Below are 18,943 nucleotides of genomic sequence, written 5' to 3'. Positions count from 1 at the left end.
CCGCCCGGTTGCCTCCAGCGTCCCGCCCCCGAAGGGCCGTTCCCTCACGCCGACGCAGGAGATCGCCGCTACTCCCCCGGGCGTCCCGGACCCTGCCGTACTCCCCCGGGAGTAGCGCCGCCACCGCCCCTGCGGGCGGAGAGCCTGCGACGCTGGGGGACGTTCAACGGCATCCGCACCGCTGCCGCTGCCGCCGCCACCGTCGTCACGTCCGCACTCGCGGACCCTGAGGAACCACCGAGGAGGAACCACCGAGCATGAGCACCGTCGTCCACACCATCACCGCGCCCGCTCTGCCGATCCCCGCCCCCGAGCGGGTCTGGTACGCCTCCTACGGCTCCAACATGCACCTGGACCGGCTGGCCACGTACATCGCCGGCGGGACCCCGCCCGGAGCAGCGCGCACCTACCCCGGATGCCGGGACCGCCGCGCGCCCGAGCGCTCGATCGCCGTCGAGCTGGACGGCCGCCTGTACTTCGCCACCGAGTCCCCGGTGTGGACCGGGGGCCGCGGGTTCTACGACCCCACCGCCCCGGGGCGGATGCGCGGACGGGCGCACCTGGTGACGGCGGAACAGATGTCCGACATCGCCGCGCAGGAGATGTACCGGGGCCCCGGGGAGGACCTCGATCTGACGGTCGCCCTGCGCGACGGGCGCGACGAGCTGGGCCCGGGCCGTTACGAGACCATGATCTGCCCGGGCGTGATCGAGGACATCCCCGTCCTGGCGTTCACCGCGCCGTGGACCCTCCACGACGTCGAGGTGCGCAACCCCTCCGCCGCGTACCTGCGCTACCTGGCCGGGGGCCTCCTGGAGTCCGGCCCGTGGGCGGAGCAGGACATCGCCGAGTACCTGTCGGCCTGCCCCGGCGCCGCCGGCCACTGGACGGCGGCGCAGGTGCAGGAGTTGCTGACGACCGGCATCGGCTGCTGACCGGGGGCTGTCAGACGGTGGGTGCCGGTACCACGGCCTCCCACGCGAACCCGTCCGGGTCGGTGAAGGCCCCGCCGGCGCCGCCGATCACGAGCCGGTGCGAGCCGGTGCCGTCGATCGGGACGCCGACGTCCTTGGCCAGGGCGCGGCGCCCGTACAGCGCCAGCTTGAAGGGGCTCGACGGGGTGGCGAACTCGACGTACTTGCTGCCGAAGCTCTTGCCCACGGCGAAGCCGCGGTCGACGTAGAACCGCTTGCTCGCGGCCATGTCGGCGGTCCCGAGCAGGAGCACGATGTCGTCGATCCGCCCGGTCGCCGGGCCGGTGTCCTTCTTCTCGGAGGTCGCGACCTTCCAGATGGTGCCGTCCGGGGCCTGTACGACCCCGCCGTAGCCCCAGAAGGACTTCGAGACGGGCTTCAAGGCGGTGGCGCCGGCGTCGAGGGCGGCGCCGACGAGGACGTCGACGTCGGCCGGGCGGGGGACGGTGAGCGAGAGCGAGAACCCGCGGAAGCCGGTGGTCGGCGCCTCGGAGGCCCGCAGGCGCACCTGGGTGTCCAGACCGAAGGCGGAGTAGAAGCGGTGGGCGGCCGTGGTGTCGGCCACCTCAAGGGTGAGGGTTTCAATGGAGGCCATGAACATCACGCTAGTTGCGCCTCCCTGGCGGATGCTTCTCGAATCCTGACCGGTTCGGCGGGCCGCTGCGCGGCGCGCGGACAGGCGCCGGGCGCCGTGCCGACCAGCTCGGTGAAACGGGTGCGGAAGATGCCCGGCGACGCGCAGCCGACGGCTCGGGCGACCTCGCTCACGCCGAGGTCGCCGTCCCGCAGCAGGGCGGCCGCGCGCTCGATGCGGCGCGCGGTCAGGTAGGCGTACGGGGATGCCCCGTAGGCGAGCCGGAACTGGCGGCCGAGGTGCCCGGCCGCCATGTGCGCGGCGCGGGCGAGCTCCTCGACGTCCAGCGGACGCGCGTACTCCCGGTCGATCCGGTCCCGGACGCGGCGCAGCCGCGCGAGGTCCTTCAGGTGCGCCGCCTCGATCAGCGCCTGTCTCCACGCGGGATGACACATGGGAGAGCCTCCTTCGCCGGGCTCAGCGGAGCTCTTGGATGCGGATCAGGTTGCCCGCGGGGTCGCGGAAGGCGCAGTCGCGGATGCCGTACGGCTGCTCGGTCGGCTCCTGGACCACCTCGGCGTCGCCGGCCTGGATCTTCTCGAAGGTGCTGTCGAGGTTCCTGGTGGCGAGCAGGATCCAGCCGTAGGTGCCCTTGGCCATCATCTCGGCGATGGTGCGGCGCTCGGCGTCGGTGACGCCGGGGTCGGCGGCCGCAGGCGCGAGGAGGATGGACGTGCCGGGCTGGTCGGTGGGGCCGACGGTGATCCAGCGCATCCTGCCCTGGCCGACGTCGCTGCGGACCTCGAAGCCGAGGACGTCGCGGTAGAAGGCCACGGCTGCGTCAGGGTCGTCGTGCGGGAGGGTGCTCGTGTGAATGCTGATGTCCATGGCCGTCACGGTAACTGCGCCCGGACGAAGGGCGCTTCTCGGTTCCTGACCGATTTCGGGCCCCTGCCCGCGCCCTCACCCGGAGTGCGGCGTCCCGGTGTGCCGGGAGGCCGCGCCGCACGCGGCGTACGCGGCGTACGCCGTCGTCAGCGGTGGCGCAGCGCGTTCTGGCAGTCGACGTACTTCAGCATCAGGCGGGCGAAGTCGAGGCGTTCGCGCTCGGTCCAGTCGGCCGTCACGTACTCGTAGGCCGCGCGCTGGTGCCGCCGGAAGCGGTCCATCATGTCCCGGCCCTCGGGGCTGAGGTGCAGGATCGTGCGGCGGCCGTCCTGCTGCGAGGCGGCGCGCATGAGGTAGCCGGCGGCGATGCTGTCGGACACCATGCGGCTGGCCACCGAGGGGTCGACGGCCAGGTACTCGGCCACGGCGCCGACGGTGATCTCGCGGCCGTCGCCCTGTTCGGCCTCCAGGACGATGTTGAGGACCAGGGTGCGGCTCAGGTCCTTCTGGGAGATCGGATTCTCGACCTCCAGGAGCGAGGAGCGCCGCAGCTTCCCGAAGGCCGGGCCCACGGCGTCCAGCAGTTCCTCGTCGGTCGCCGGCTCGTGCTTCGTCATGACCTCATCGTACATACGTGACGTCGAGCAGGCATGTGTTGACATGAAAACGTGTGCATGTGAGCATGCATATGTCATCACGAATGAATGGAGTCCTCGTGACCATCCTCGTCACCGGCGCCCGCGGCCAGATCGGCCGGGCGGTCGTCGACCGCCTGCACTCCGCCGGTCTCGCCGTCCGCGCCGCCAGCGCCCACCCCACCGAACTGACGGTCCCGGCGGGCGTCGAGACCGCCGAGCTCGCCCTCGACCGGCCCGAGACCTTCGCCGCCGCGCTCCGCGGCGTCCGCCAGGTCTTCCTCTACCCCCAGCCCGCCGGCATCCACGACCTGGTCAAGGCCGCCGAGGCCGCCGGGGTCGAGCACGTCGTCCTGCTGTCCTCGTCCTCGGTGCTCGCCCCCGACGCCGAGAACGATCCGCTCGCGAGCCACAGCCTCCGGGTCGAGCGCGCCCTCGCCGGCTCCGGCCTCACCGTCACGTTCCTGCGGCCCGACGCCTTCGCCAGCAACTCGCTGGGCTGGGCCCGGCTCATCGGCCGCTCGCTACCGGTCCAGCTCGCGTACCCGGACGCACACATCGCGCCCATCCACCCCGAGGACATCGCCGACATCGCCGTCACGGCCCTGACCGGCGACTCCCTCACCGGCCGCTCGCTCACCCTGACCGGCTCCGAGTCGCTCACCTTCCGCGAGCAGCTGGCCGTCCTCTCCGAGACCCTCGACCGGCCGGTCCCGGTCGAACAGATCACCCGCGCCGAGGCGGCGGAGCAGATGGGCCGTCACATGCCCGCGCCGATGGTCTCCGCGCTGCTCGACCTGTGGGAGGCCGCCGGGCACGGCCCCGCCGCCATCGGCGAGACCACCCGGAGTCTCCTCGGCGTACCCGCCCGCACCTACCGCCAGTGGGCCCGCGAGAACGCGGCCGCCTTCACCGGCCGCTGAAGGAGCACGACGTGAAACCCATCGGCTACTGGCTCAACCGCACGGACCAGGCCCTGACCTCGTCGATGAACGCCGCACTGGCCGAGTTCGGCCTCACCCGGCTCGGCTGGCAGGTCCTCAACGCGGTCAAGGACGACCCGCGGGCCACCGACGCCGCCCTGCCGGCCGCCCTGGCCGTCGGCGCCGGCGCCGGCGCCGAAACCCTGACCGAGGCCGTCGCATCGGTCCTCACCGCCGGCTGGGTGACCCGCCCCCGGCCGGGCCACCTCTCCCTGACCACCGACGGCCTCGTCCACCTCGCCGAAGTCGCGCGCCGCATGGACGCGTTCCGCGAGCTCTCGGCGGCGGGGGTCACGCGCGAGGAGTACGTCATCGCCGTCACCGTCCTGGAGCGCATGACCCACAACCTCACGAGGTCATGACCCGGATGCGCCGACGTCCCGTCTGCGGCGAATCCGATGGCGGACCGGGCCGTGCCCGGGCAGGCTGAGCCACATGGTCTCGATAGTGCAGAACGTGGCGATCGACTGTTCGGATGCCTATGGGCTGGCTCGGTTCTGGAGTCAGGCGACCGGCTGTCCGCTGCATCCGCAGGACGGACAGGGCGACCGGGAGACTCGGGTGATGCTTCCGCAGGGCCCGCTGCTGTACTTCAACCAGGTACCGGAACCGAAGACGGCCAAGAACCGGATCCACTTGTGCCTGCGTCCGACGACCTCACGCGAGGAGGAGATCGAGCGGCTGCTGAATCTCGGAGCCACCCTGGTCACCGACCTCCGGGAGCCCGACGGCGCGGGCTGGGCCGTCCTCGCCGATCCTGAAGGCAACGAGTTCTGTGTCCTGCGCAGCGAATCCGATCGCGCCGCGATGCCTTCCTGAGGCCCGGACGCTCAGGCTCCGGCCGTGACCGGCCGCGCGGAGCCCTTCGGGGCGCGCAGGATCGTGAAGGCGAGGGCCAGGGCCGCCAGGAGCAGGGCGGCGCCGACCGCGAAGGCCAGGTGGTAGCCGCCGGTCAGCGCCTCGGGGACGGGACGGCCCGCCGCGCCGAGGGACTTGGTGCGCGAGGCCGCCAGGGTGGACAGGACCGCGACGCCGAGGGCCACGCCGATCTGCTGGGTGGTGTTGAAGAGGCCCGAGGCCAGTGCGGCGTCCGCCTCCTTCGCGCCGGACATCCCCGGCGAGGTCAGCGCGGGGAGGGCGAGTCCGAAGCCGGCCGCGAGGAGCATCACCGCGGTGCCAGGGCTGTCATGTCCGCCAGGGTAACGAGAATCGATCCGTCACGGATTATCGGCAACCGGACTACCGGGCCCCCGCGAGGCGCGCGGCCGTCACCCGGAGGGCTCAGCAGAACGGGCACCCGCGGCTCCGGCACGTGTCCAATGGCCGGAAGCGGCCTTTCGCACAGTCGCCCCGGGAGGGGAGCCCGCATGTTCCACCGGCCGACCCGCGCCATGCGCCGGGACCTGTCCCAGCTCCTGTGTGCGGTCGCCGGGCTGGTCCTGGGGGTGCTGCTCCCCCGCCTCTCGGTGGGAACCCAGGTGGCGACCGGGCCCGTGGCGACCATGCTGTTCACCATCGGTTTCGGCGTCATCAGCCTGGTGAGCATCATCTACTCGGTGCTGTTCCTGGTCGTGCAGTTCTCCGCGAGCACCTTCACCCCGCGTCTGAGCCTCTTCCGCGACGAACCGATCGTATGGCGCGCCTTCGCCTTCGCCATCGGTGTCTTCGTCTTCTGCATCAGCGCGGGACTGTCCATCGGCACCGACAAGCAGGTCTCGGTCGTCCTGCCCTGCGCGGCCACGCTCCTCACGCTGATCGCCCTCGCGCTGATGAGGACGCTGCAGACCAAGGCGTTCGTCTCGATCCAGCTCGCCCACTCGCTGACCGCGATCACCGTCCGCGCGCACCGCGTGTTCGACGTCCTCTACGAGCGACCGTACGAGCCGGGCAGGCAGGCCGCCGCCGCACCGCCGCCGCCCACCGGTACGGGGGCCAGGCTCGTGCGCTGGACGGGGCCCGCGGCGGTGCTCCAGCAGATCGACGTGGACGCGCTCGTCGCGGCGGCGCACAGGCACGACTGCTCGATCGCCCTGCACGTCGCCCCCGGCCGGACCGTCTCGCGGGAGATGCCCCTGGCCGGCGTGACGGGCGGTGACCTGCCCGAACGGGTCCTGCGCGAGGCCCTGATCACCGGAGTCGAACGCACCTTCGACCAGGACCCCGGGCTGCCGTTCCGGCTTCTCGTCGACATCGCCCTGCGCGCCCTCTCCTCGGCGGTCAACGACCCGGCGACGGCCGTGGAGAGCATGGACCGCCTGGAGGACCTGCTGGTCCGCCTCGCCGACCGGGAGCTGGACATCGGCCGGATCACCGACCGGGCGGGCGAGGTGCGGCTGACGGTGCCCGTCCCCGACTGGGAGAGCTACGTCCGTACGGTCGTCGACGACCTCGCCCTCGCCGCCGCCGGCTCCCCGATGGCCCTGCGCCGTATGCGCGACCTGCTCGGCCGGCTGCTGGAACAGAGCCCCGAGGACCGGCGCGCGGTCGTACGGGAACGGCTCGCATGGGTGGAGCACACGGGGCGCGAGCGGTATCCGATCGCCTGGACCGCCCGGACCTCCCCCACCGGAGGCTGAGGAACGCCGCGACACCCGCCCGCCGGCCCTCAGGCCAGGATCTTGGCCTTGGCGCGGTCGAACTCCTCCTGGGTGATGTCGCCCTTGTCCTTGAGGGCGGAGAGCTTGTGCAGCTCGTCCGCCGAACCGCCACCGGGTCCCGCCGCCTTCTGCACGTAGGCGCGGAAGGCCTCCTCCTGGTCCTTGACCTGTTTCCCGTCGCGCTCGTGCATGCTGCGGCCGCGGACGATCAGGTACACGAGAACGCCGGCGTAGGGCAGCAGCAGCACGAGGACGAGCCATCCCGCCTTCCCCCAGCCGCCGAGGCCGTGGTCACGGAAGACGTCCGTGATGACCTTGAAGAGGAGGAAGAACCACATGACCCACAGGAAGAACCACAGCATCGTCCAGAAGACGTTGAGAAGCGGGTAGTCGTCCATGCTCGACTCCGATCATGCACGTGGTAATTCATTCATACAGGTGACGCCCACGGTCCGCATACGGACGCCGCGCTCCGGTCGCGCGATGGGCCCCGGACCGTTCTCCTGAAGCCATGGGACGCAACGCAGCCGAACATCGCAGCCGCGCGCTGCTGGGCCACCTGCTGCGCTCGGTCGCCTCGGCCACCCTGCTCACGGTGCTGTTCTACGTGGCGCCCCTGGACGGCGGGTTCGGGGTCATCACCGTCGTGACGCTCCTGCTCGGGCTGGTGTTCTTCGGCCTGCTGACGGCCTGGCAGGTCAACGCCATCGCCAGTGCGCCGTTCCCGCGGATGCGGGCCCTGGAGTCGCTGGCCACCGCCGTACCGCTGTTCCTGGTGTTGTTCTCCTCCACCTACTACCTGCTCTCCGGTCAGTCCCCCACGTCGTTCTCGGAGCCGCTGACCCGCACGGACGCCCTCTACTTCACCGTCACGGTGTTCGCCACCGTGGGATTCGGGGACATCGTCCCCACCACCCAGGGCAGCCGGGTGCTGACCACCTTCCAGATGGTCGCCGACCTGATCGTCGTCGGCGTCCTCGCCAAGGCCCTCTTCGGCGCCGTCAGAATCGGCATGCACAAGCGCAGTTCGCCGCCCCCCGACCTGGACGACGAGCTCTGAGCGGCGAGGTACGCCGCCGAGGTGGACCATCGAGGAAGCGGAAGGAAGTGAGCCATGCCGCACTCGCGCCCTCGATCCGAACCGCCCCCCGGCGGGACTCAGCCGCCGGAGGCGGATGTCCTTCGGCAGGCCCTCCGCAGCGCCGGATACCTCAAGTTGCTGTGCTTCAGCGCCCTCATCGGCATCCCGGTGTCCCTCGCGGCGTTCTGGTTCCTCGTCGCCCTGCACCAGTCGGAACACGCCCTGTGGACGGACGTCCCCGAGGCCCTGGGCTGGGACATCCCGCCCTGGTGGTGGCCGCTGCCCCTGCTGCTCATCGCCGGAATCGTGGTCGGCCTGGTCGTCACGCACATGCACGGCAACGGCGGGCACCTCCCCGCGGCCGGCCTGCACACCGGCGGGGCCTCGACGACCGCCCTGCCCGGCGTCGTGCTCGCGGCGGTGGCCAGTCTGCCGCTCGGTGCGGTCCTGGGTCCCGAGGCCCCCCTGATCGCCCTCGGCGGCGGGCTGGCCCTGCTGTTCCGGGACCTCGCGCAGGCACCGGCGACCCTGCAGAGCACCGCACTCGTCGGCGCGGCGGGAGCCGCGGCGGCCATCGCCGCGATCTTCGGCAACCCGCTGATCGCGGCGGTGCTGCTGATCGAGGTGGCGGGCGTGGGCGGGCCGCAGCTGTTCGCGGTGATGCTGCCGTGCCTGCTGTCCAGCGGGGTCGGGGCGCTGGTGTTCACCGGCCTCGGACGCTGGACCGGGCTGCCGACCGGGGACCTGTCGCTCAAGCTGGGCGTCCCCGTGCCCCACCTGGACGTGGGCGACGTGCTCTGGGCCGTGGTCATCGCCGCGGCGCTCGCGGCCGTCATGTACCCGGTGTTCACCGGAGCCCGGCTGATCGCCGCCCACGTGCTCGCACGGCCCCTCGTACGGACCGTGCAGTGCGCCCTGGCCGTCGCGGTCTGCGCCGGCCTCTACGCGCTCCTCACGGGCCGCTCGCCCGGCGATGTCACCGGGTCCGGCCAGGCACTCATCGCCACCCTGGGGGCCGACCCGCACGCCTGGGGCGTGGGGGCGCTGATCGGCGTCCTGGTCTTCAAGGGCGTCGGCTACGCCATCTGCCTCGCCAGCCTGCGCGGTGGTCCCGTCTTCCCGGCGCTCTGCCTCGGGGCCGTGGCGGGCGTCCTCCTCGGGCCGCTGCCCGGTCTCGGCATCGTGCCGGCGATGGCGGCGGGGATGGCGGCGACCGCGGTGAGCGCGCTGCGGCTGCCCGTGAGCAGCGTGGTGATGGTGGTCCTGATCATGGGCGGCACCGAGATGATCCCCGTGGTGTTCCTGTCGACCGTGGTCGCGTTCGTGGTCACGGAGATGCTGCCCGTGGGGCCGCCCGTTCCCGAGCTGCCCGCCGTACCGGCGACGCCCGGGGAGCCCGCCGCGCCCGCCGTGAAATAGCCGGGCCGGCGCCGGCCGAGGAGGACCCCGCCCGGGGAGCCGGGCGGGGTCCTCCTCCGTAGGGGTGCCGGGAGGGCGGTCAGCCGGTCAGCACTGCAGTCCGGCGGCCGCGGTCGTGGAGGCCTGGTCGAGCTGCTGGATCTGCGGCTGCAGCTGGGTGAGCGCGTCCTTGCCGGTCGTGTCGCCGGGCAGGTCCTCGTAGCTCTTCTTGAGGTTCTCGGCGGCATCCTTGACCGCGGCGCGCTCCGCGTCCTTCATCTTGCTCGCGTTCTCCTTGACGTCCTCCCAGTCCTTCTGGACGGCGTCGTAGGCGTCCTGGACCTGGTCCTTGGTCGCGTTGGCAGGGTTCAGGGCCTTCAGCTTGGCGTTGTCGGCCTTCAGCGCGTTCAGGTCGGTGCAGAGGTCCGCCGCGGCCTCGGTGGCCTCCTCCGCGGGCGAGCTGTCGTCGGAGCACGCGGACAGACCGAGCATCGCGCCGACGCAGAGCACGGCGATCACCGGGAAACGCTTCATGGAGACCTTCCTCAATCCGACAAACCGGCCGTACAGGATCTTCCGGTACACCCGCCAAAATATGCAGATACCGGAACACTCCGCATCCGCACGGCTACCCTCGGACGGGTGCTCCCGCCCCCTGTCGCCCGGACAGCGTCTACGGCCGGATGTTCTGGTTGAGGTGGAACAGGTTCTCCGGGTCGTAGGCGCGCTTGACCGCGACCAGGCGGTCGTAGTTGCCCCTGTAGTTGGTCCGGATCCGGTCCTGGTCGTCATCGGCCATGAAGTTGATGTAGCCGCCCTCCTCCGAGTGCGGGGCGGTCGCCTCGTAGTAGTCCCGCACCCAGGCCGTGTTCGCCTCGTTGGCGGTGGGGTCGGGCCACATCCCGGCGATCACCGTGGCGAACGAGGCGTCCCGGTAGGCGAAGGCCGTCGCGTCCGGTGCGACGCGGTGGCAGGCACCGTTGATCGGGTAGATGTGGACCGTCGAGTTCACGGCGGGCAGGCCCGGCGCGTGCCGCAGGTGCGCGTCGATCACGTCGTCGGTGAGCTCGGAGACGAAGTTGGCCTTCCAGTAGTGCTGGAGGCCGGGCGGTACCAGCGCGTCGAAGGCGCTGTTGAGCGCCGGGTACGGCATCGGGCCCACGTGCTCGGCCACCACCGGCGCGAAGTCGTGGAAGGCCTGGAGGGCCCGCTCCCCCTCGTCCAGCGGCCCGGACCAGCACGCCACGATCAGCGCGAACGGATCACCGTGCCGGTCCGCCGGGATGAACGGGAGCGGCGGGGCGATCTGGAAGGCCGGGAACCCGCCGAGTTCCTCCGGGGCCCCGGCGATGTGGTCGGCGAAGGCGCGCAGCACGGTGGGGGCGTCCGCCAGCTCGAAGAGCATCGGTCCGCCGTAGATGTCCTTGACGGGGCTCAGCCGGAACTCGAACGAGGTCACCGCGCCGAAGTTGCCGCCGCCGCCGCGCAGCGCCCAGAAGAGGTCGGCGTTCTCCTCCTCGCTCGCCACGACGAGCCGGCCGTCCGCGGTCACCACATCGGCCGAGACCAGGTTGTCGCAGCTCAGACCCAGCCCGCGGGCCAGGTATCCGATGCCGCCACCGAGGGTGAGTCCGCCGACGCCCGTGGTGGAGATGATCCCGCCGGTCGTGGCCAGCCCGAAGGGGTACGTGGCCGCGTTGAAGTCCCCCCAGGTCGCTCCGCCCTCCGCGCGGGCCGTGCGCCCGGCGGCGTCGACGCGGACGCCACGCATCCCGGACAGGTCGGCCACGACACCGCCGTCGCAGGTGCCGAAGCCGGGCACGCTGTGCCCGCCGCCGCGCACCGCCAGGTCGAGCCCGTTCTCGCGGGCGAAGTCGACCGCGGCCATGACGTCGCCGGCGTTGGCACAGTGCACGACGGCGGCCGGCCTCCGGTCGATCATGGCGTTGTGGACCTTGCGTGCCTCGTCGTAGGCCTCGTCGTTGGGGGTGACGACCGGGCCGCGTACCCGTTCTCGCAACTGGTCGACCGAGAGCTTGCCCATGGCCATCGCTCCTCGTGCATCAGGTCGTTCTAGCGCTGTGTCCCGTTACGGCTTCAGGTGACTGAAGCCCACCTCGAAGCGTTCGACCGAGACGATCCGCTGGCCCTCCCGCCGTGCGGTTTCCTCGCGGATCCGGGCGGCCTGCTCCTCGCTCTCGCTCATGGTCCGTTCGTCGTCCCACAAGGTCAGCGACTTGGCCACGCCCGTGGCCCGGTCGACGAGGTAGTAGACGCCCCGGAAGCCGGGAGCGTCCTGGACCTGCCTGACGATCGCCTCCGAATTCGCGCTCACGTCTCCCTCCGCGGGGACCGGTGATCCCTGGTAGGTGCTCAGCCTCGCGAACATCTGCGGCAGTCCTTCCTCGCAGGGCCGCCGGTCGGGGCACAGGCGGCTCCACGACCAGGGTCCTCCGGCACGCCGCACCGCGCATGCCGGAGCGGCGCGACAATGGTGGGGACGGACGCGTGTGCCATGGCCGAGAGGCGGGACGTCGAGGTGCCGTACATAGCTGTGACCGCCCTGAGTCATGTCGGTCTGGTGCGCGAGCACAACGAGGACAGCCTCGTCATCGGACCGTGGACCCTGTGCGGGACCGTGACCCAGAATCCCCAGACCCTGGTCTTCCCCTTCGGCAGACCGCTCGTCGTCGCGGTCGCCGACGGACTCGGCGGTCAGCCGGCCGGTGAGGTGGCCAGCGAGCTGGTGGTGCGCCAGCTCTCCTCGATCGGATCCACGCTGGACGGTCCGGAGGCCGTCGCAAACGCGCTGAACCTCTGCAATCGGGCCGTGCACTCGGCCACCGAGGGCCGGCCGGAGCTTGCGACCATGGGGACCACGGTCGCGGGCGCACTCGTCCTCGCGGATTCGCTGCTGGCGTTCAACGTCGGCGACAGCAAGGTGTTCCACGCGACGCCGGACGGACTGCGCCAGGTCAGTGTGGACGACAGCCCGCCGCCGGCGCCCGGGCACCGCACCACCTCCGCGGTCACCCAGGTCCTCGGCGGCAGCCGCGGGTACAACGAGATCACGCCCCACATCGCGTCCTTCGGGGTGACCGAGGGCGACCGCTACCTGGTGTGCAGCGACGGCCTGACCGACCCGGTGCCGAACGAGGAGATCGAGGGGCTGCTGCGGGTGCACGACGACGGGCGGGCCGCCTTCGAGCTGTGGAAGGCCGCCATCGACGCCGGCGGCCCCGACAACATCACGCTGGCACTGCTGCGCATCGGCGCGTAGGCGTCCTACGGAGTGTCCTGCCGGTCGGGCCGGATCAGGGCCTGCCGCTCTTGGTGTGGGCCTCGCCCAGGTCGCGTACGTCCACGGAGGCGTGGATCACCGGGTCGGCGGCCTTCGCCGTGTGGCGCTCGACGTGGACGACCGCCCGGCCGACGGCGCCGTTCCCGACGACGGACTCCTCCAGGCGGTGGAAGCGCGTCGTGCAGGTGGCGATCGAGGTCTCGAGCATCTCGACCGCCAGCACGTGCAGTTCGAGCGCGAACGCCCGCCGGTCGAACGAGTCGGTCAGCGAGTCCGAGTAGTCGACGACTGCGTGGGGCACGGGGCACTCCCTGCTCTGCGGATTGGGGGCAACGGGCCCCGGCCCCGCGCCGGTTGGCGGGGCCCGAGCGACGGTGACCGAGGCCACCCGGCCGTGGCATCACCCTCCGGTCCGCTCCAGCTGGTCCGTGAGCCGCCCCAGCGCCCTGGCTCCCAGCGGGGCCATCAGCCGGCGCAGCACCGGATCGGCCAGCCGGACGCCGGGCAGGCGCAGGCCGCCGAAGAACGCCAGCCGGGTCCCGTCCCGCTCCGCGACGGCTGCCATGCCGCCGAGCACGAACCGGCTCTGCATCAGGCACCAGCCCGGCCGCAGCACGATGTCGAAGCCCGCCCGCATGCCGAGCGGGCTGCGGGCCCGGGCCTCCAGGCGCTCCCCGGCGACGGACGTCACGGTGAACGAACTGATGTCGGTGATCATCAGGGGCATCTGGTTCTCCAGGTCGGAGACCAGCCCCCAGACCCGGTCGAAGGGGGCGTCGACCAGGTGCTCCGCGAAGCTGGTGCCCGGGGTGCTGCGGGCGATCACCCGGAGCCTGCGGACGGCGTCGAGTTCGGCGACGACCGGCCATGAATCGTTCAACGTTCCCACGCCTTCCGGAAGTTGCGGCGGGCCCGGAAGAGCCGGGTCCGCACGGTGGGTTCGGGCACGCCGAGCAGGGCGCTGACGGAGTGCTCGTCGAGGCCTTCGAGGTCGCGCAGGACCAGGACGGCGCGGTGCGCCGGGGAGAGCCGTTCCAGTACGTCGCGCACGTCGGCGGCGAGCTGCGGATCGTCGCGCGCGGGCACGTCGTCGAGCGGGTCCGGTACGGCCCGGGCCGCCGCGCGGGCGATCCGCACGGCCTCCCGTACGGCGATCACCCGCGCCCAGCCGAACAGAGCGGTCGGTTCGCGGAGTTGGCCGATGCTGCGGAAGATCACGATCAGCGCCTCCTGGGTGGCGTCCGGACCGTCCTGCAGGGCGATCGGGCCGCACAGCCGCCCGACGTACGGGGTCAGCAGGTCGAGCAGCTCCTGCGTGGCCATCCGGTCGCCGCGCTGGGCGGCGCGGACGAGCGGGACCGGGTCGGCCCGCCCGGCCGCACCCGTGCCCGCACCCGTGCCCGTGCCCGTGGTCGCGTCCGTGCCCGTGGTCGTGGTCGCGTCCGTGCCCGTGGTCGCGTCCGTGGTCGCGCTCACCCGGTCACCGCTCGCCGCTCGCCGAGTCGGGCGAGGAACGGCGTCACGGAGTCCAGGAAGGTGTTCTTCCCCGGCGCCGCGAACAACGGGTCCAGGTGCGTCATGGCCTCATTCTCGGCGTAGGTCGCCGAGGGGATCCGCGACTGCGCCACCACCCACCGCGCGGCCGTGTTGGCGGTGCCGTGCGTCAGCCCGGTCTGGAAGGAGTACAGCGGTACGTCGATCCCGCGCGTGTGCCGCAGCCGCAGGCCCAGCGAGCGGGCGACCGGGGTGTCGGCGAACGGGTCGGCCACCTGGAGGTCCAGGGTGAGCCGGTTCGGCCAGTACCACTGCCCGACGGAGGGCGCGGGGCCGGCCAGGGCCCGCGCCAGCAAGGGGGGCGCGAACTGACCCGGCACCAGCACCAGGACCTGACGGGCCCGTGCGGAGCCGACCTTCAGCACGCGGACGCGGTCGTGGACGGCGGGGCCGGGGGCGTCGGTGCCCGCCATCGACACGTACTCCTCGCGCACCTGCCGCGGGGGCGCCGGACTCCGGGCGGCCGCCGCGGCGGGCAGGGTCACGGCAAGGACCAGTGCGGCCGTCAACGCGCAGCACAGCCTTCTGGCCGAACCTGCCGAACCTGCCGAACCGGTCGAACCGGCGCGTGGGGTCCTCATCGGGGTCCTCCTTCTTGACGGGCTCTCGGGAAGGAGGAGGACGCGGACCGGCCGAACATTCCGCGTGACCTGCGCCACACCGGGGCCCGGACGGGAACGGTTCCGTGGAAAACCCTGGCGTTCATATGATTTCGGGTGTGAAAATCCGTTGCGACACCTGCGGAATTTAGGCTCGGACGCGAGGAGATTTCCCGTGCCACCGGTTCCCGCTGTGCTACGGTGACGTCGTTCGCAGTTGTGGTTCCCAAAAACTTACAAGTGCTCTCACCGGATTTTTCGGTGGGCGCTCTTTTTATTTCCGGTGCATGCAGTGAAAACTCGTTCCGGTCGGGGCAATCATCACGGCGACACCGGGCCCGCACAGTGCGGATCCGGGCAATGCCCCAAAGGAGAATTCATATGGCATCTGGCACCGTGAAGTGGTTCAACGCGGAAAAGGGCTTCGGCTTCATCGAGCAGGAGGGTGGCGGCGCGGACGTCTTCGCCCACTACTCGAACATCGCCTCTTCCGGCTTCCGTGAGCTTCAGGAAGGCCAGAAGGTTACTTTCGACGTCACGCAGGGCCAGAAGGGCCCGCAGGCCGAGAACATCGTTCCCGCCTGACGCCTGACCGTCTGAGAGTCCGGCGTCCGCGCCGGCGCACAGACGCGGCCGAGGCCCGCACCCTGGGGTGCGGGCCTCGGCCGTCCGCGTGTCCCGGGGGACTCCGGCCAGGCCACTCCCCCGGAAGCCCGGCCGGTAGGCGGGCACGCTTGCTAGAGTCCGTGCCCATGTCGATCCCTGACGACCTGCTCCTCGATCTCGCCACCATGGTCGAGTCGGAGCAGACCAATCAGATGTCCCTGACCGTCGTGGTCCACGGCGCCGTCATCACCGGCCGCCTCGCCCCCGAGAGCGTCTGGCGTCAGCGGGTGGCCGAGGTCCTGCGCGACTCGGACCAGCTCGCCCCGTTCGCCGAGGTCTTCAGATCTCCCGGCCGCGGCGACAGACAGCAGTCCGGGGCGCCCTCCCACCTGCATTTCCATGTGGCACGCATCCTCCAGGGCACCCTGGGCATCCCCGAGACCGGCGGCATGTACCGGATCGCGGTGAAGGACGTCAGTGCCTGGACCGTCGGAGACTTCAGCTACTCCGACAAATAGCCCCCGCCGTCCCCGTACATCCCGGGATATCCCGGGGCAACGGACGACGACCCCCGCAATGCACCTGCGGGGGCCGGCCTCGATGAAACGCCTACGTGCAGGGTGGCACCGGGCGGATGCGGTCGATGATCGCGGCGTTGCCGCTCTTCATGATCGCGGCGACCTCCCCGCACACGTCGTTGACGCGCGCCGGGCCGGCGTACTGCTCGGCGAAGGTCAGCTCGTAGCCGGCGCCGCACAGGTCGGCCGTGGCGGCCGCCGCCACCGGCCGGCCCTTGGCGAGGGCGCGCGTGGCATCGCCCGCCCGGGCGGAGACGCGCACACCGCCGGCCGGTACGGCGTCCACCGCCACGCGCATGGCGGATCTCCTGGAAACCACGGACATCTTCTCCCCCGGATGGACCGGCAAAAAAACGCGATCTCACGACTGCACCGCCGGAGCACCTCCGGCTGAAGTGCCGCTGAAGTGGCCGCGCTCGCCCTGCCTGGCCGGCTCCCGCCATTTCGGGCCTGTCCGGCACCCTCGGATAACAACATGGCGATATCGGGAAGTCTCCCGGGTCACACCGGGCGGCCGAGCTCCTCAAGAAAACGCTGCTGGTCGGCGAGGAGGCCGGGCGGGAAGAGGGAGCGCGGGGCGAAGACCGCCGTCAAGGTCAGCCGCCAGGAGGAACGCTCGACCTCGGTGCGCAGCAGGGCGTGGGTCGCTCCGGGATAGCGGCGGACGGTGAGGGTACCGGGCGCGAGGACGCTCCGGTAGACGGCCTCGGTCTCGGCTCCGTCCACGTTCAGGTCGTCGGCGCCGGAGATCAGCAGCACCGGGACGGGCGGCATCGCCCGCAGGTCCCCGGTCGCGTCCGCGGTGTGGTTCCGGCTGATGAACGTCCAGCGCTCCGGGGTGAGTTCCCGGTCCGCGCCCGGACTCGCGCGGTACTCCTCGTACGTCGCCCCGCGCCGCAGCAGCGCCAGGGTGGCCTCCCGCGTGCGCAGTGCGGCCGCCGTGCGATCGGCGTCCGCCCCGGCCGCGCGGAGCTCGGCCCGGGTGTTGTACTCCCCCTGGCTCACCCAGTTCACGGCGGTGCCGACCGCGATGACGAAGCGCACCCCGGGCGCCGGGGCCCGCGCCACCACCTTGGGCATGACCCATCCGGCCTGGCTCGCGCCCCACAGGCCGATGCGGGCGGGGTCGATCTCGGGCCGGGTGCGGGCCGCCCAGGTGAGGGCGTCCACGGTCTCGCGCGCCCGGTCGTCCATGGTCTGGCCGAGCCAGTCGGCGGGCTTGTCGAGGGAGAGCGAGGCGAAGCCCGCCCGGGCGAAGGCCTCCCAGTAAGGGCGGTAGAAGCCGTCGTGCGTGGCGTCGACCTCGCCGTCGCCGTGCACGAGGACGACGAGCGGGAAGGGGCCGGGGCCCCGGCCGGTGGGGGTGGCGAGCACGCCGGGGAGGTCGTGGCCGGCGGCGGGGACGGTGACGCGCTCCTCGTGGAGGCCGTAGTCGTGCTGCCACAGGACGACGCCGGTGAGGAGAAGGGCGGCGGCGAGGGCCGACAGGAAGCCGGTCAGGAGTGCCCGGCGGACTCTGCGGGGTGCCCGCGGCGTACGGGTCTCGGTCATCTGCAGGCTCCGGCTTCCTGGAACTCTCGTTCGCTCATATCAATAACGATCGTAGCGGCAATGAACGTATTATGCTTGTGCGTATGACGACGGAGAGCGTGGAAGTACGGCGCGGGGTGCCCGAAGGGGCCGCCGCGCGCGTCGCCGAGCTGTACTGGGAGGCCTTCGCGGGAAAGCTGGGCCTCGCGCTCGGCCCCGCCGAGGCCGGGCGGCGGTTCATCGCCGGGCACCTGCACGCGGACCGGGCGGTCACCGCACTGTCCGGCGGCGAGGGCGACGAGGGCGGAGACGGCTGCAAGGGCGCAGGCGGCGGCGCCCGGGTGGTGGGCGTGGCGGGCTACCAGCTGGCCGGGCGCGGCCTGGTCGGCGGTGACGCGGCCGCGGTCCGGGCGCAGTACGGGCGGGTCCGGGGCCTGTACCGGGTGTTCCTGCTGGCCCTGCTGGAGCGCACCCCGGCCCGCGGCGAGCTGGTCATGGACGGCATCGCCGTGGACCCCGCCGAGCGGAGCCGGGGCGTCGGCGGGCTGCTGCTGCGGGAGATCGAGGCGATCGCCGTGGAGCAGCGGTGCAGGCGGATCAGGCTGGACGTGGTCGCGGAGAACCCGCGGGCGCGGGCCCTGTACGAGCGGCACGGCTTCCGGGCGGTACGGGTGCAGCGGACGCCCTGGCTGCGGGACGTGCTGGGGTTCGGGGCCGTGACGACGATGCACAAGGAGGTGGCGGCGCGATGAGCCAGATCCCGACGCGGATGGTCGTGCACGCGCTGGTCCGGGAGGACGGGACGGTCGAGGGCGGCGAGCTGTACGAGGTCGCCGGGCTGCTCGGGATGACCGACCAGCAGGTGCGGCTGTGTGTGAAGCGGCTGGTGGGCGAGGGCCGGTTCACGATGGAGGGGCGCGGCCGGCGCTCCGTGCTGCGCCTGGCAGGCGCAGGGCCGGGGCCGGAGCGGGAGCCGGAACCGGGGTCGGGGTCGGGGTCGGGGTCGGGGTCGGGGCTGCCGCTCGTACCGGAGGTGGCGTTCGTCCGGCACGCGTACCGGCAGGACCGGGGGCTGGAGTCGTGGGACGGCCTCTGGCACGCCTTCGCCTTTGCCGTACCGGAATCCGCGCGGGCCGCGCGGGACGCCCTGCGGGACGCGCTCACCGGGCTGGGGGCGGCGCCGGTCCAGGGCGGGCTGTACGTGACGCCGAACGACATCGGCCCGTACGTACGGGCCCACGCGGCGGAGCTGGGCCTGTCGGAGGCGCTGAGCTGCCTGAGCACCCGGGACCTGACGGTGGGCGGCACCTCGGACCCGCGGGCCCTGGCGGAGCGGCTGTGGCCGCTGCCGGAGATCGCGGCGCGGTACGACGAGGTCCGCGCACTCGCGGAGCAGCCCGGCGGGACGGAGGCCGCCGACGGCCCGGCGGCGGGGCTGGCCCACGCCGTCGCACTGGCCGCGGCCTTCTCCGCCGCGATGCTCCCCGACCCGCTGCTCCCGCCGGAACTGCTGCCGCAGCCGTGGCCGGGCACGACGGCCCGGGCTGCGGCCTCCGGCGCCTGGGCCCGGCTGGAGGCCGCCGCCCCGGACCCGGGGCCCCGGCTGTTCCGTCTGTACGGCGAGGCCCTGGCCTGACCCCGTACC

The 18,943-nt window shown here is 72.2% G+C and carries 26 protein-coding genes and 1 pseudogene; 12 read left to right on the top strand and 15 right to left on the bottom strand.

The annotated features are described in order from the left end of the window. Positions 1 to 257 precede the first annotated feature (257 nt). Positions 258 to 935: a histone deacetylase gene (locus ACGFZK_RS16720; protein ID WP_393849596.1), complete on the top strand. Its 678-nt coding sequence runs from the start codon at positions 258 to 260 to the stop codon at positions 933 to 935. Between the two features lie 10 nt (positions 936 to 945). Here the strand turns inward: ACGFZK_RS16720 and ACGFZK_RS16715 are convergent, their stop codons facing one another. The 4 genes from ACGFZK_RS16715 to ACGFZK_RS16700 form a co-directional block, all read right to left on the bottom strand. Continuing rightward, entirely contained in the window at positions 946 to 1,569 is a 624-nt protein-coding gene (locus tag ACGFZK_RS16715) for a glyoxalase (RefSeq protein ID WP_393849595.1), read from the bottom strand. A gap of 5 nt (positions 1,570 to 1,574) precedes the next feature. Continuing rightward, the gene (locus tag ACGFZK_RS16710; protein ID WP_393849594.1) at positions 1,575 to 2,003 is read right to left on the bottom strand and encodes a helix-turn-helix transcriptional regulator; all 429 of its coding nucleotides are present in this window, start codon (positions 2,001 to 2,003) and stop codon (positions 1,575 to 1,577) included. Between the two features lie 22 nt (positions 2,004 to 2,025). After that, positions 2,026 to 2,436 (bottom strand): VOC family protein, encoded by a 411-nt coding sequence (locus tag ACGFZK_RS16705; RefSeq protein ID WP_393849593.1) that lies wholly within the window; start codon positions 2,434 to 2,436, stop codon positions 2,026 to 2,028. Positions 2,437 to 2,582: 146 nt separating this feature from the next. Continuing rightward, a complete protein-coding gene (locus tag ACGFZK_RS16700) occupies positions 2,583 to 3,053 on the bottom strand; it encodes a MarR family winged helix-turn-helix transcriptional regulator (protein ID WP_393849592.1) in 471 nt (156 codons plus the stop codon). Between the two features lie 98 nt (positions 3,054 to 3,151). Here ACGFZK_RS16700 and ACGFZK_RS16695 point away from each other — a divergent pair, with 98 nt between their 5' ends. The 3 genes from ACGFZK_RS16695 to ACGFZK_RS16685 all read left to right on the top strand — a co-directional run bounded on the left by ACGFZK_RS16695 (position 3,152) and on the right by ACGFZK_RS16685 (position 4,873). Beyond that, positions 3,152 to 3,994, top strand: a complete 843-nt coding sequence (locus ACGFZK_RS16695) for an NAD(P)H-binding protein (protein WP_393849591.1) — start codon at positions 3,152 to 3,154, stop codon at positions 3,992 to 3,994. Between the two features lie 11 nt (positions 3,995 to 4,005). Continuing rightward, positions 4,006 to 4,416: a MarR family transcriptional regulator gene (locus ACGFZK_RS16690; protein ID WP_393849590.1), complete on the top strand. Its 411-nt coding sequence runs from the start codon at positions 4,006 to 4,008 to the stop codon at positions 4,414 to 4,416. A gap of 73 nt (positions 4,417 to 4,489) precedes the next feature. Next, the gene (locus ACGFZK_RS16685) at positions 4,490 to 4,873 is read left to right on the top strand and encodes a VOC family protein (RefSeq protein WP_393849589.1); all 384 of its coding nucleotides are present in this window, start codon (positions 4,490 to 4,492) and stop codon (positions 4,871 to 4,873) included. An 11-nt stretch (positions 4,874 to 4,884) separates the two neighbouring features. On the opposite strand, the pseudogene ACGFZK_RS16680 reads toward ACGFZK_RS16685, so the two are convergent. Further along, positions 4,885 to 5,223, bottom strand: a pseudogene (locus tag ACGFZK_RS16680) (MFS transporter); the annotation flags it as partial. Positions 5,224 to 5,421: 198 nt separating this feature from the next. Here ACGFZK_RS16680 and ACGFZK_RS16675 point away from each other — a divergent pair. Beyond that, a complete protein-coding gene (locus tag ACGFZK_RS16675) occupies positions 5,422 to 6,630 on the top strand; it encodes a DUF2254 family protein (RefSeq protein WP_393849588.1) in 1,209 nt (402 codons plus the stop codon). 29 nt (positions 6,631 to 6,659) lie between these two features. On the opposite strand, the gene ACGFZK_RS16670 is transcribed toward ACGFZK_RS16675, so the two are convergent. Then, positions 6,660 to 7,049, bottom strand: a complete 390-nt coding sequence (locus ACGFZK_RS16670; protein WP_393849587.1) for an SHOCT domain-containing protein — start codon at positions 7,047 to 7,049, stop codon at positions 6,660 to 6,662. Positions 7,050 to 7,162: 113 nt separating this feature from the next. Here ACGFZK_RS16670 and ACGFZK_RS16665 point away from each other — a divergent pair, with 113 nt between their 5' ends. Together ACGFZK_RS16665 and ACGFZK_RS16660 are read left to right on the top strand one after the other, a co-directional pair. Beyond that, positions 7,163 to 7,711, top strand: a complete 549-nt coding sequence (locus tag ACGFZK_RS16665) for a potassium channel family protein (RefSeq protein WP_393849586.1) — start codon at positions 7,163 to 7,165, stop codon at positions 7,709 to 7,711. Positions 7,712 to 7,765: 54 nt separating this feature from the next. Next, positions 7,766 to 9,151, top strand: coding sequence for a chloride channel protein (locus ACGFZK_RS16660; RefSeq protein ID WP_393849585.1), 1,386 nt, complete (start codon positions 7,766 to 7,768; stop codon positions 9,149 to 9,151). A gap of 87 nt (positions 9,152 to 9,238) precedes the next feature. Here ACGFZK_RS16660 and ACGFZK_RS16655 read toward each other — a convergent pair whose 3' ends face one another. The 3 genes from ACGFZK_RS16655 to ACGFZK_RS16645 all read right to left on the bottom strand — a co-directional run bounded on the left by ACGFZK_RS16655 (position 9,239) and on the right by ACGFZK_RS16645 (position 11,465). Continuing rightward, on the bottom strand, positions 9,239 to 9,664 hold the full coding sequence (locus ACGFZK_RS16655) for a type IV pili methyl-accepting chemotaxis transducer N-terminal domain-containing protein (RefSeq protein WP_393849584.1): 426 nt from the start codon (positions 9,662 to 9,664) through the stop codon (positions 9,239 to 9,241). Positions 9,665 to 9,803: 139 nt separating this feature from the next. Continuing rightward, entirely contained in the window at positions 9,804 to 11,174 is a 1,371-nt protein-coding gene (locus ACGFZK_RS16650) for an FAD-binding oxidoreductase (RefSeq protein ID WP_393849583.1), read from the bottom strand. A 45-nt stretch (positions 11,175 to 11,219) separates the two neighbouring features. After that, positions 11,220 to 11,465: a hypothetical protein gene (locus ACGFZK_RS16645; RefSeq protein ID WP_393849582.1), complete on the bottom strand. Its 246-nt coding sequence runs from the start codon at positions 11,463 to 11,465 to the stop codon at positions 11,220 to 11,222. A gap of 204 nt (positions 11,466 to 11,669) precedes the next feature. On the opposite strand from ACGFZK_RS16645, the gene ACGFZK_RS16640 reads away from it, so the two are divergent. After that, positions 11,670 to 12,410 (top strand): PP2C family protein-serine/threonine phosphatase, encoded by a 741-nt coding sequence (locus tag ACGFZK_RS16640; RefSeq protein ID WP_393849618.1) that lies wholly within the window; start codon positions 11,670 to 11,672, stop codon positions 12,408 to 12,410. A 34-nt stretch (positions 12,411 to 12,444) separates the two neighbouring features. On the opposite strand, the gene ACGFZK_RS16635 is transcribed toward ACGFZK_RS16640, so the two are convergent. The 4 genes from ACGFZK_RS16635 to ACGFZK_RS16620 all read right to left on the bottom strand — a co-directional run bounded on the left by ACGFZK_RS16635 (position 12,445) and on the right by ACGFZK_RS16620 (position 14,566). After that, complete coding sequence (locus tag ACGFZK_RS16635) at positions 12,445 to 12,732, bottom strand: isomerase (protein ID WP_393849581.1); 288 nt, start codon at positions 12,730 to 12,732, stop codon at positions 12,445 to 12,447. A gap of 99 nt (positions 12,733 to 12,831) precedes the next feature. Continuing rightward, positions 12,832 to 13,311: a hypothetical protein gene (locus ACGFZK_RS16630; protein ID WP_393849580.1), complete on the bottom strand. Its 480-nt coding sequence runs from the start codon at positions 13,309 to 13,311 to the stop codon at positions 12,832 to 12,834. Then, positions 13,308 to 13,907 (bottom strand): RNA polymerase sigma factor, encoded by a 600-nt coding sequence (locus ACGFZK_RS16625; RefSeq protein WP_393849579.1) that lies wholly within the window; start codon positions 13,905 to 13,907, stop codon positions 13,308 to 13,310. The genes ACGFZK_RS16630 and ACGFZK_RS16625 overlap by 4 nt, the downstream gene beginning before the upstream one ends. Continuing rightward, a complete protein-coding gene (locus tag ACGFZK_RS16620) occupies positions 13,904 to 14,566 on the bottom strand; it encodes a hypothetical protein (RefSeq protein WP_393849578.1) in 663 nt (220 codons plus the stop codon). Before ACGFZK_RS16620 ends, ACGFZK_RS16625 begins: the two co-directional genes overlap by 4 nt. Before the next feature lie 399 nt (positions 14,567 to 14,965). Here ACGFZK_RS16620 and ACGFZK_RS16615 point away from each other — a divergent pair, with 399 nt between their 5' ends. Together ACGFZK_RS16615 and ACGFZK_RS16610 are read left to right on the top strand one after the other, a co-directional pair. Beyond that, on the top strand, positions 14,966 to 15,169 hold the full coding sequence (locus ACGFZK_RS16615) for a cold-shock protein (protein WP_030011983.1): 204 nt from the start codon (positions 14,966 to 14,968) through the stop codon (positions 15,167 to 15,169). A gap of 167 nt (positions 15,170 to 15,336) precedes the next feature. Further along, positions 15,337 to 15,708: a hypothetical protein gene (locus tag ACGFZK_RS16610; protein ID WP_393849577.1), complete on the top strand. Its 372-nt coding sequence runs from the start codon at positions 15,337 to 15,339 to the stop codon at positions 15,706 to 15,708. Positions 15,709 to 15,799: 91 nt separating this feature from the next. Here ACGFZK_RS16610 and ACGFZK_RS16605 read toward each other — a convergent pair whose 3' ends face one another. Together ACGFZK_RS16605 and ACGFZK_RS16600 are read right to left on the bottom strand one after the other, a co-directional pair. Further along, positions 15,800 to 16,066 carry a hypothetical protein gene (locus ACGFZK_RS16605; protein WP_393849576.1) on the bottom strand — a complete coding sequence of 89 codons (267 nt, stop codon included), beginning with the start codon at positions 16,064 to 16,066 and terminating at the stop codon, positions 15,800 to 15,802. 203 nt (positions 16,067 to 16,269) lie between these two features. Next, positions 16,270 to 17,319, bottom strand: coding sequence for an alpha/beta hydrolase family protein (locus ACGFZK_RS16600; RefSeq protein WP_393849575.1), 1,050 nt, complete (start codon positions 17,317 to 17,319; stop codon positions 16,270 to 16,272). 83 nt (positions 17,320 to 17,402) lie between these two features. Here ACGFZK_RS16600 and ACGFZK_RS16595 point away from each other — a divergent pair, with 83 nt between their 5' ends. Together ACGFZK_RS16595 and ACGFZK_RS16590 are read left to right on the top strand one after the other, a co-directional pair. After that, the gene (locus tag ACGFZK_RS16595; RefSeq protein WP_393849574.1) at positions 17,403 to 18,050 is read left to right on the top strand and encodes a GNAT family N-acetyltransferase; all 648 of its coding nucleotides are present in this window, start codon (positions 17,403 to 17,405) and stop codon (positions 18,048 to 18,050) included. Next, entirely contained in the window at positions 18,047 to 18,934 is an 888-nt protein-coding gene (locus ACGFZK_RS16590; RefSeq protein WP_393849573.1) for a PaaX family transcriptional regulator C-terminal domain-containing protein, read from the top strand. The genes ACGFZK_RS16595 and ACGFZK_RS16590 overlap by 4 nt, the downstream gene beginning before the upstream one ends. Positions 18,935 to 18,943 lie beyond the last annotated feature (9 nt).

The organism is Streptomyces sp. NPDC048257 (genome assembly GCF_043201855.1).
Classification (GTDB): domain Bacteria; phylum Actinomycetota; class Actinomycetes; order Streptomycetales; family Streptomycetaceae; genus Streptomyces.
This window is presented reverse-complemented; position numbering and strand designations above follow the sequence as displayed.

Bases quoted from the DNA above. Each gene is read 5' to 3' on its own strand.
- ACGFZK_RS16720 (WP_393849596.1), top strand. From the start codon at position 258: ATGAGCACCGTCGTCCACACCATCACCGCGCCCGCTCTGCCGATCCCC.
- ACGFZK_RS16715 (WP_393849595.1), bottom strand. From the start codon at position 1,569: ATGGCCTCCATTGAAACCCTCACCCTTGAGGTGGCCGACACCACGGCC.
- ACGFZK_RS16710 (WP_393849594.1), bottom strand. From the start codon at position 2,003: ATGTGTCATCCCGCGTGGAGACAGGCGCTGATCGAGGCGGCGCACCTG.
- ACGFZK_RS16705 (WP_393849593.1), bottom strand. From the start codon at position 2,436: ATGGACATCAGCATTCACACGAGCACCCTCCCGCACGACGACCCTGAC.
- ACGFZK_RS16700 (WP_393849592.1), bottom strand. From the start codon at position 3,053: ATGACGAAGCACGAGCCGGCGACCGACGAGGAACTGCTGGACGCCGTG.
- ACGFZK_RS16685 (WP_393849589.1), top strand. From the start codon at position 4,490: ATGGTCTCGATAGTGCAGAACGTGGCGATCGACTGTTCGGATGCCTAT.
- ACGFZK_RS16675 (WP_393849588.1), top strand. From the start codon at position 5,422: ATGTTCCACCGGCCGACCCGCGCCATGCGCCGGGACCTGTCCCAGCTC.
- ACGFZK_RS16670 (WP_393849587.1), bottom strand. From the start codon at position 7,049: ATGGACGACTACCCGCTTCTCAACGTCTTCTGGACGATGCTGTGGTTC.
- ACGFZK_RS16665 (WP_393849586.1), top strand. From the start codon at position 7,163: ATGGGACGCAACGCAGCCGAACATCGCAGCCGCGCGCTGCTGGGCCAC.
- ACGFZK_RS16660 (WP_393849585.1), top strand. From the start codon at position 7,766: ATGCCGCACTCGCGCCCTCGATCCGAACCGCCCCCCGGCGGGACTCAG.
- ACGFZK_RS16655 (WP_393849584.1), bottom strand. From the start codon at position 9,664: ATGAAGCGTTTCCCGGTGATCGCCGTGCTCTGCGTCGGCGCGATGCTC.
- ACGFZK_RS16650 (WP_393849583.1), bottom strand. From the start codon at position 11,174: ATGGGCAAGCTCTCGGTCGACCAGTTGCGAGAACGGGTACGCGGCCCG.
- ACGFZK_RS16620 (WP_393849578.1), bottom strand. From the start codon at position 14,566: ATGAGGACCCCACGCGCCGGTTCGACCGGTTCGGCAGGTTCGGCAGGT.
- ACGFZK_RS16615 (WP_030011983.1), top strand. From the start codon at position 14,966: ATGGCATCTGGCACCGTGAAGTGGTTCAACGCGGAAAAGGGCTTCGGC.
- ACGFZK_RS16610 (WP_393849577.1), top strand. From the start codon at position 15,337: ATGTCGATCCCTGACGACCTGCTCCTCGATCTCGCCACCATGGTCGAG.
- ACGFZK_RS16605 (WP_393849576.1), bottom strand. From the start codon at position 16,066: ATGCGCGTGGCGGTGGACGCCGTACCGGCCGGCGGTGTGCGCGTCTCC.
- ACGFZK_RS16600 (WP_393849575.1), bottom strand. From the start codon at position 17,319: ATGACCGAGACCCGTACGCCGCGGGCACCCCGCAGAGTCCGCCGGGCA.
- ACGFZK_RS16595 (WP_393849574.1), top strand. From the start codon at position 17,403: ATGACGACGGAGAGCGTGGAAGTACGGCGCGGGGTGCCCGAAGGGGCC.
- ACGFZK_RS16590 (WP_393849573.1), top strand. From the start codon at position 18,047: ATGAGCCAGATCCCGACGCGGATGGTCGTGCACGCGCTGGTCCGGGAG.